Below are 8,966 nucleotides of genomic sequence, written 5' to 3'. Positions count from 1 at the left end.
GCCGAAGGCTGCGATCTTTTGCTGTTGATTGTAAGAAACAAGATCAAAAGATCGCAGCCTTCGGCAGCTCCTACAGGGGTTGTTTTAACCCTTCAGGCTTTGTCGGCTTTGCCGGCAGCAGCGGCGAACTTCGCCAGGCGCACGTCCAGATGCCGTGGCCGGTGGCCGTGGTCTTCGGCGCGTTCTTTGCGGCGGATGGCGTTGCGTACCATCAGCGAACCGAGGTAACGAATCGGCTCCGGCGGAAAATACCCCAGCGGCCCGTTCACAATCGGCGAACGCGTCCAGGCGTTATCCATCCCCTGCACCAGCGACGCCAGAATCTGCCCGCCCATATGACAAGGCCCCACCCCGCTGCCGGAATAGCCAAACCCGTAAAACACATTGCCGCTGCTGCTCATCTGCCCGAAAAACGGCAAACCGGTCACCGAGCGATCCGACGGCCCGTTCCACGCCGCATCGACTTTCACATCGCTGAACGCCGGGAAGAAGTCATCCAGACTGCGCTTGAGCAACCCGGCATACGGCGACGGCTGATCGAACACCGGCAGCATCCGCCCGCCAAAGGCAAAGGTGTTGCCGCCCTTGCCGAGCATAATCCGGCCGTCCGGGGTGTTGTGGTAGTAGTGCACGAAAATCCGCGAATCGAGCACGGTCACACCGCTGGTCAAACCGATCTCCTGCAACAGATCCGGGCGCGGTTCGGTGATCAGCATGTCGCTGGAAACAATCGCCACGCTGCGTTCGAACTGCGGAAAAGCCCGGGCCATCCATGCGTTCATCGCCAGCACCACGCGGTCGGCGATGATGTTGCCGTTGGGCGTCTGAATGCGCGCCGGGCGCCCTTCCTCCAGCCCGGTCATTGCTGTGTTTTCATGGATCGTCACGCCCAGTTGCAACGCCACACGCCGCAATCCGCGCACCAGTTTGCCCGGTTGCACACTGGCCGCCGCTGGCGAAAACCAGCCTTCCAGATGTTTGCTGGAACCGGCCATGCGCTGCACATCCGCGACCGGCCGCTGGGTGAACGAGTTGATGCCGTTACGCTCCAGCGCTGCGATCACCGCATCGGTCGAGCCGACTTGTGCGCGGTTGGTCGCGGTGTATAGCGTGCCGTCGAGGCGGTAATCGGCATCGACGCCGTACTGCTCGCAAAACTCGCCGATCGCATGAATGCTGCGCTCGGATTCCTTGACCAGACGCACCGCCTCCTCGACGCCAAACAGGCGTTCCAGGGTGAAATATTTCGCCGACCATGACAGCGCACAACCGCCGTTACGGCCACTGGCGCCAGCGCCGCAGATGTCGGCTTCGATCAGCCGCACGTCGAGTTCAGGGTTCTGTTGCTTGAGCATGATCGCCGTCCACAACCCGGTGTAACCGCCGCCAACGATGCACACGTCGGTGCGCACTTCGCCTTGCAGCGGCGGGCAAGTCTCGGACGTATCAGCCTGCAAGGCCTGCTCCAGCCAAAACGGTCTCATGGGATTTCTCCAGTCAGTGGGCCACGGCGCAGCCTGCCGCGAACGTCGCAGCAGGCCACGCGGCAGCGGGTTGTCAGGTACGCAGAGGTTTGATGGTCAGCGGGCAATTGGGGATTGAGGCGCGCGGCTCCATGACGCCGACCGGGCGGCTGTTCCAGTGCGGGATCAGCACCAGCGCCGAGAACAGGGCGCAACCGGCGAAAACGATGAACACCGTCACCGAGTCGAAGTAACCCGGCAGCAAACCACCGAGTACCGCACCGACCGAACCGCAACCGTTAACAAAACCGGCCGCCGTGGCGCCCGCCTTGGCTTTACCGAAATCGATGGCGGCCGCACCGCTGATCATCGAGTCCGGGCCATACAGGGTCAGGCCCATGACAAACAGCAGCGCGACCACCAGCAACACACTGCCGGTTTGCAGCGCGGCCATAAACAGCGCCAGCGTCACGGTCAGCGCCAGCAAACTGATGACGCAGGCCGGCATGCGCCGCGCACCGAACAGTTTGTCCGAGGCCAGACCGATGAGGATCGGCCCAAGCAATCCGGCCAGTTCGAACGAGGTCGGAATAATCGCCGCGCCGACCTTTCCGACACTCGGCATCTGTTCAAACACGATCACCGGGCCCCACAACAGAATCGCGTAACGCGCCGGTTTCAACATGAAATACGCCAGACCGAGCACCAACACCGTGCGGTTGCGCAGGATTTCCTTGAGCGGCTCCCACACGCTTAGCTTGCTGTTGGCTGCGGTTTCCTCAGCGGTCAGTACCGGTTCCGGATCGACTTCCGGCAGGCCGACGTCTTCCGGTTTATTGCGCTGGAAGATAAAGAACAGTACCGCGACCACTGCCACCACCACCGCGCTGGAAATAAACGCCGCGTGCCAACTGCCGATCAACGTATACGCCCACCAACCGGCGAACGGCGACGCAACCAGACCGCCAAACGCGTAGCAGGAACTCCATAAGCCAAGCACCCGCCCGCGTTCCTTCGCAGGAAAAAAACTGCCAAGGTTTTTACACAACCCCGACCATCCTGTGGACTGCGCCAGGCCTTGTATCAGCATGCAGGTGGCGAAAATCGGAAGCGTGGCGTAACTGCCCATCACCAACGCGGCTGCGGCGGAAATCAGCAAGCCGCCGAGCACCACGACCCGTGGGCCAAAGCGGTCGGCGAGCATGCCCCAGGTGAATTGGCCCACGGCATACGCCGCCAGATAGATGGCGTCGAGGTTGGCCATGGCCATTTTGTCGAGCATGAAGGTCGGGTCTTCGGCGATGCCCAGTTTGGCCACCGAAAAGGCTTTGCGGGTGAAGTAGAAAGCGGCGTACGCAAGCCAGGTAATCGCGAAAATCTGCACGCGCCAACGTGCGATGGTGCCGATGTGCTTGTTCATTGTGGTTCTGACCTCAGGGTGTGAGTGTGCCGGCAGAATCGTTAAGCAAAACGCCTGTGTTTTTATTGTTGAGCACTGCGATACCACCCTTCCCTATGGCGGTACCGGTCAGATGAGGCCTGCGGTTGCACGCACAGGCTCATGGCCAACGCCGCTGCTCGACCGAGCAGTCAGCGATGGCGTGAGCCGATCAAAGCAATTACTGTTTAATAAATAAAATCGATTTATCGTATTTCACTCATAAGCTCAGCTTGTTACTGAACTGATCTCGCACCAGGAGTCGCCATGGCAGTCTCCCACGCCCAACTCAAAGCCTTCCACGCCGTCGCGGTGCATGGCAGCTTCACCAAAGCCGCCGAGCGGCTCTACCTCACGCAACCGGCGATTTCCGACCAGGTGCGCAAACTGGAAGAACGCTTTGGCGTTTTGCTTTTTCACCGCAATAAACGTTCCGTGCGCCTGACCGATCTGGGCGAACGCTTGCTGGCGATCACCCAGCGGCTGTTCGTGATCGAAGCCGAAGCGCAGGAATTGCTCCAGGAATCCCAGGCCTTGCAGACCGGCAGCCTGATTCTGGCGGTGGATGCGCCGGTGCATGTACTGCCGCAGATCGCGCGGTTCTGCGAGCGCTATCCGGGGATCAGCGTAAAGATCGAGACCGGCAACACCGACGAATCGCTGTTTCGTCTGTTCAACTATCAGGCCGATCTGGCTCTGCTCGGGCGTGATGTCAGTGATGAACGCTTGCTCTGTGTTCCGTTGCGTAACGATCCGATGGTCGCGTTTGTGTCGCGTAATCACCCGTGGGCCGAGCGCGAATCGATTTGCCTGGCGGATCTCGATGACACGCCGTTGGTGTTGCGCGAACACGGTTCGGTAACCCGGCAAACCCTGGAAGAAGAAATGGCCCGGGCCGGGTTCCGCATTCGTCCGGCGATTCAGGTCGAAGGCCGGGAAGCGGCGCGGGAGGCCGTGGTGGTGGGGATTGGCGTTGGCGTGGTGTCGGCGGCGGAATTTGGTGCGGATTCGCGGGTGTGCGCGTTGCCGATCATCGACTGCACGCGGCGCCTGACGGAAACGCTGGTGTGCCTGCGCGAACAGAGTTCGCGGCGCGTGGTGGCGACGTTTCTGGAAATGGTGCGCGAGAGTCTGGCGTAACGTCGGAATTTTCGTATTCAGTCGAATCGAGATCGTCGGCTACACTGGCGCCTGAGCTCCTGTGACAAATTATTTCCCAACACCTTTCGCAGAGTTGCGATCACGGAATCGAAGAACGCATCGTGAAAAAACTAATCAATTCCGTTCGAGATCATTTCTGGAAGAAATGGATTCGCCAGCACGATTGTAAAGTCGCGGGCGGCATTTCCTCCTTGCACAAGCGATCCAGGCTGACGCTCGAGGAGCACGTGTCCATCGGTTATGTGGTGATCGAGTCGAAACACCTGACCATCGGTGCGCACACCTACATTCGCAGCGATTGCGTGCTGTCCGCCGTGTCCTCGATTGGGCGGTTCTGCTCGATCAGCACCCGCTGCTTTATCGGTCAGCAAAAGAGTTCTCACCCGACAGACTGGCTCAGTTCCCATCCCTTCCAGTACACCGACACCGCCCTGACGTTCGACCCGGTGGTGGCCGACGTCACCATCGGCCACGACGTCTGGATCGGGCACAGCGCGATGATTCTTGAAGGGGTGCAGATCGGCACTGGCGCGATTATCGCGACGCGTGCGCTGGTGACTCAGGATGTGCCGCCCTACGCGATCGTTGCCGGTACGCCGGCAAAAATCATCAAGTATCGGCATGACCCACAGACCATCGAAAGGCTGCTCAAGAGTCAGTGGTGGAATCTCGATGTGAAGCTGTTGCAGACGCTGCCGTTGAACGATCCGGCTGCCGCGCTGGATCTGCTCGAAGGCATGCAGTTGAAGCAGGCGGATTACCCGAGAATCGAGGTCACGCGCAAAACTACAGCGATCCTGCCGGCGCAAGCGCAGTTGGCGATTGCTTGATTCAGGCCGGTGCCAAACCGAAAAAAGCCTGAATCAAGCGCAATTCCCGACGGCGCTCCATGCAACCGATCATGTGCCGGTTGACCAAGCCGTCGCCGACAATCGGAATCGCCACCACGCGCGGGTCATGGCTGACCTCCACCGATGACACCACGCCGACGCCCAACTCGGCGGCCACCGCTTCCGTCACCGCCTCGCGGCTGTCCAGCTCCAGCAGCACACGCGGATGGATTGCGGCCTGCGCACAGGCCTCGTCAAACGTTCGCCGGGTGATCGAACTCGGTTCGCGCAGCACCATGATCACTTGATCCAGCTCCTTGAGTTTCACCTCGCCTTGGCGGGTTGCCCACGGATGCGCGGCGGGCACCAGTGCGCAAATCCGCGACTCGCTCAGCGCTTGCAGGTGCAGGCCTTTGCGCGGCTCGACTTCGGTCAATACCGCGACGTCCGCGTGCTCGGATAACAGCGCCGCCAGGGTTTCCTGGGCATTGCCCAAACGCAGATTCACCGTGATCCCCGGGTAGCGCGCGCGCAGGCTCGCCAACATCGGCATGACCATGTGCGGGCCGTCCGCCGCCACTTCGAGGCGCCCGGTGAGCAATTGCCGATTGGCTTCGAGCATGGTCTGCGCCTCTTCCGCGAGGCCAAACATCGCGCGGGTGATCGCCGCCAGTTTGGTGCCCTCCTCCGTCAACTCCACCCGTCGCGCGGTGCGCCGCAACAGGGTGATCTGGTAGTGCTCCTCCAGCGCCTTGATGTGCCCGGTGACCGCCGGCTGGCTGATGAATAACCGCGCAGCGGCGCGGGTGAAGCTGCCTTCGCGGGCCACAGCATCGAAGGCGCGCAGTTGGAACAGGTTCATGGATAACTCTCACTGATGGCTGGCATAACAACAAACAATTTGATTGATGCAACACCGAATTGCAACGTATGCCTCGTAGCTTCATCCCACAGCGCTATCCGAGGACACACGAATGAGTATTGCCGAACCCATCCTGCTCACTCCCGGCCCGTTGACCACTTCGGCCCGCACCCGTCAGGCGATGATGGTCGACTGGGGGTCATGGGATGACCGCTTCAACCAACTGACTGCCAGCCTCTGCGAACAATTGCTGGCGATCCTCAACGGTGCCGCCACTCACCATTGCGTGCCGTTGCAGGGCAGCGGCACCTTCGCCGTCGAAGCGGCCATCGGCACCCTGGTGCCGCGCGACGGCAAAGTGCTGGTGCTGATCAACGGCGCTTACGGCAAACGACTGGCGAAAATCTGCGAAGTGCTCGGCCGCTCGTTCAGCACCTTCGAAACCGCTGAGGACGAACCGACCACCGCCGCTGACGTCGACCGCTTACTGCGCGCCGACAGTGATATCACTCACGTCGCGCTGATTCATTGTGAAACCAGCACCGGGATTCTCAATCCGCTGCCAGAGATCGCCCACGTCGTCGAACAGCACGGCAAACGCCTGATCATCGACGCCATGAGCTCCTTCGGCGCCCTGCCGGTGGACGCACAGAAAGTGCCGTTCGACGCACTGATCGCCGCGTCCGGCAAGTGTCTGGAAGGCGTGCCGGGGATGGGTTTCGTCTTCGCTCGCAAGGAAGCGCTGGCCGCGGCGGCTGGTAATTCGCACTCGCTGGCGATGGATCTGTTTGATCAACACGCTTATATGCAGAAAACCGGTCAATGGCGCTTCACCCCCCCGACCCACGTGGTCGCGGCGCTGCACGAAGCGCTGCTGCAATACAACGAAGAAGGTGGTTTGCCGGCACGCCATGCGCGTTATGCCGCCAACTGCCAGGCCTTGATGGAAGAGATGGGCAAGCTCGGTTTGCGCAGCTTTCTGCCGGCGGCGATTCAGGCGCCGATTATTGCCACGTTCCATGCGCCGAGTGATCCGCGTTATCAGTTCAAGGACTTCTACGAACGGGTCAAAGCCAAGGGTTACATCCTTTACCCGGGCAAGCTCACTCAGGTTGAGACCTTCCGTGTCGGCTGCATCGGTCATGTCAGCCCGGACCAAATGCGCCAAGCGGTGGCGGCTGTTGGTGAAGTGCTGCGTGAGATGGAAGTCCTCGAAATCTGAACTCCACACAAATCCCCTGTAGGAGTGAGCCTGCTCGCGATGAGGCCGTGTCAGTCGACGACGATGTTGAATGAACAACCGCTATCGCGAGCAGGCTCACTCCTACAGTTTGAATTGCATTGCCATTACAGGAATTTGATCAACATGAACTACGTCAATCCAAGCAAGCTGCAAGCCGCGATCCTCGACTGGGCCGGTACCGTGGTCGATTTCGGTTCGTTCGCGCCGACGCAGATTTTCGTCGAAGCCTTCGCCGAATTCGATGTGCAGGTCTCCATCGAAGAAGCCCGTGGCCCGATGGGCATGGGCAAGTGGGATCACATCCGCACCCTCTGCGATCAGCCGCAGGTCGCCGAGCGTTATCGCAAGGTTTTCGGCCGCACGCCGACCGATGACGACGTCACCGCGATTTACAACCGCTTCATGCCGCTGCAGATCGAGAAGATCGCCGAGCACTCGGCGCTGATTCCCGGCGCGCTGGAAACCATCGCCAACCTGCGTCAGCAAGGGATCAAGATCGGCTCCTGCTCCGGCTATCCGAAGCAGGTCATGGACAAAGTCGTCGAACTGGCCGCCACCAACGGTTATGTCGCCGACCACGTGGTTGCCACCGACGAGGTGCCGAACGGTCGCCCTTGGCCGGCTCAGGCACTGGCCAACGTGATTGCCTTGGGCATCGACGACGTCGGCGCCTGCGTGAAGATCGACGACACCGTGCCGGGCATCCTCGAAGGCCGTCGCGCCGGGATGTGGACGGTTGCGCTGATCTGCTCGGGCAACGCGCTGGGTCTGGATTACGAAGGTTTCCGCGCCTTGGGCAGCGATGAACTGGCCAGCGAGCGCAAGCGCATCCACGCGCTGTTCGAGAGCTCGCGTCCGCACTACATGATCGACACCATCACTGATTTGCCGGAAGTGATTGCCGACATCAACAAGCGTCTGGCCAAGGGTGAGATGCCGCAATCGAGCTGATTGCCCGGCCCGCAGTAAACAAAAACGCCAGCGTCTGCCCGACGCTGGCGTTTTTTTTCATGAAACCCGTGATTCAGAGCATTGAAAGTCCGATCAGCCTCAGGCAAATCCGCCAAAGCGGATTACAGTTAAAGCATGCCGTCGCGCTAGAACGGCAGTTTTGACCCTGATCTGTGAGGAAACACCGTATGCCGTGGACAAGTTCCGAATCTCGCTACAGCACCGTGTCGGTTCTGCTGCACTGGCTGATGCTGGTGCTGTTGGTGCTGGTGTATGCCAGCATGGAATTGCGCGGCTTCTTCCCCAAAGGCAGCGGCGGCCGCACGCTGATCCGCGAAGTGCATTACATGCTCGGCCTGACCGTATTCGTGCTGGTGTGGTTTCGCCTGCTCGCGCGCAGCCTCGGCCCGGCACCGAAAATCTTCCCCGCTTCGCCACAATGGCAAACCGTACTGGCGCGGCTGATGCACTGGGCGTTGTACCTGTTCATGATCAGCATGCCGATCCTCGGCTGGCTGATCACCAGCGCCGAGGGGCATCAGGTGATGTTCTATGGTTTTGATCTGCCGCTGCTGGTGGGTGAGGACAAAGCCTTCGCCAAACAGGTGGAGGGCTGGCACGTGCTGATCGCCACGATCGGTTACTGGCTGATCGGCCTGCATGCGCTGGCGGGGATCTATCACCATTATGTGGTGAGGGATAACACGTTGCTGCGGATGATGCCGAAGCGCGGGTAAACCCACTGAGGCCTCATTGTGGCTGGCAAAGGAATCTAGCTGGGGCAATGCAAACCATTGTGGCAAGCAATGAAATCTATCTGGGTCAATGCAAACCATTGTGGCAAGCAATGGAATCTAGCTGGGTCAATGCAAACCATTGTGGCTGGCAATGGAATCTATCTGGGGGAATTAAAACCATTGTGGCGAGGGGATTTATCCCCGTTGGGCTGCGAAGCGGCCCCAAAACCTCAGCATGCGGTGAGTCAGGCTGAACTATGGTGGCTGGATTGGGGCTGCTT

At 60.2% G+C, this 8,966-nt stretch carries 9 protein-coding genes; 6 read left to right on the top strand and 3 right to left on the bottom strand.

Annotated elements, in window-relative coordinates; all coding sequences use genetic code 11:
* Positions 1 to 92 precede the first annotated feature (92 nt).
* Together QMX93_RS28085 and QMX93_RS28080 are read right to left on the bottom strand one after the other, a co-directional pair.
* A complete protein-coding gene (locus QMX93_RS28085; protein WP_282358774.1) occupies positions 93 to 1,484 on the bottom strand; it encodes an FAD-dependent oxidoreductase in 1,392 nt (463 codons plus the stop codon).
* Positions 1,485 to 1,557: 73 nt separating this feature from the next.
* Positions 1,558 to 2,883, bottom strand: a complete 1,326-nt coding sequence (locus tag QMX93_RS28080; RefSeq protein WP_053121750.1) for an MFS transporter — start codon at positions 2,881 to 2,883, stop codon at positions 1,558 to 1,560.
* Positions 2,884 to 3,168: 285 nt separating this feature from the next.
* On the opposite strand from QMX93_RS28080, the gene QMX93_RS28075 reads away from it, so the two are divergent.
* Positions 3,169 to 4,041 carry a LysR family transcriptional regulator gene (locus QMX93_RS28075; RefSeq protein WP_053121752.1) on the top strand — a complete coding sequence of 291 codons (873 nt, stop codon included), beginning with the start codon at positions 3,169 to 3,171 and terminating at the stop codon, positions 4,039 to 4,041.
* A 122-nt stretch (positions 4,042 to 4,163) separates the two neighbouring features.
* Positions 4,164 to 4,892, top strand: coding sequence for a CatB-related O-acetyltransferase (locus QMX93_RS28070; RefSeq protein WP_282358773.1), 729 nt, complete (start codon positions 4,164 to 4,166; stop codon positions 4,890 to 4,892).
* A 1-nt stretch (position 4,893) separates the two neighbouring features.
* Here the strand turns inward: QMX93_RS28070 and QMX93_RS28065 are convergent, their stop codons facing one another.
* Positions 4,894 to 5,754 (bottom strand): LysR substrate-binding domain-containing protein, encoded by an 861-nt coding sequence (locus tag QMX93_RS28065; protein ID WP_053121755.1) that lies wholly within the window; start codon positions 5,752 to 5,754, stop codon positions 4,894 to 4,896.
* Positions 5,755 to 5,866: 112 nt separating this feature from the next.
* Here QMX93_RS28065 and QMX93_RS28060 point away from each other — a divergent pair, with 112 nt between their 5' ends.
* The 4 genes from QMX93_RS28060 to QMX93_RS28045 form a co-directional block, all read left to right on the top strand.
* Positions 5,867 to 6,976: a 2-aminoethylphosphonate--pyruvate transaminase gene (locus tag QMX93_RS28060; protein ID WP_282358772.1), complete on the top strand. Its 1,110-nt coding sequence runs from the start codon at positions 5,867 to 5,869 to the stop codon at positions 6,974 to 6,976.
* Positions 6,977 to 7,120: 144 nt separating this feature from the next.
* Positions 7,121 to 7,948 (top strand): phosphonoacetaldehyde hydrolase, encoded by an 828-nt coding sequence (gene phnX / locus QMX93_RS28055; protein ID WP_053121759.1) that lies wholly within the window; start codon positions 7,121 to 7,123, stop codon positions 7,946 to 7,948.
* Positions 7,949 to 8,136: 188 nt separating this feature from the next.
* Positions 8,137 to 8,685: a cytochrome b gene (locus QMX93_RS28050; protein ID WP_053121761.1), complete on the top strand. Its 549-nt coding sequence runs from the start codon at positions 8,137 to 8,139 to the stop codon at positions 8,683 to 8,685.
* A 69-nt stretch (positions 8,686 to 8,754) separates the two neighbouring features.
* Positions 8,755 to 8,966: hypothetical protein (locus QMX93_RS28045; RefSeq protein ID WP_282358770.1), on the top strand; the 212-nt coding region annotated here is incomplete at its 3' end.

The organism is Pseudomonas sp. PS01303 (assembly GCF_029959385.1).
Classification (GTDB): domain Bacteria; phylum Pseudomonadota; class Gammaproteobacteria; order Pseudomonadales; family Pseudomonadaceae; genus Aquipseudomonas; species Aquipseudomonas rustica.
Note: the sequence above shows the minus strand (reverse complement) of the source record. Positions and strands in the feature narration are given on the sequence as shown.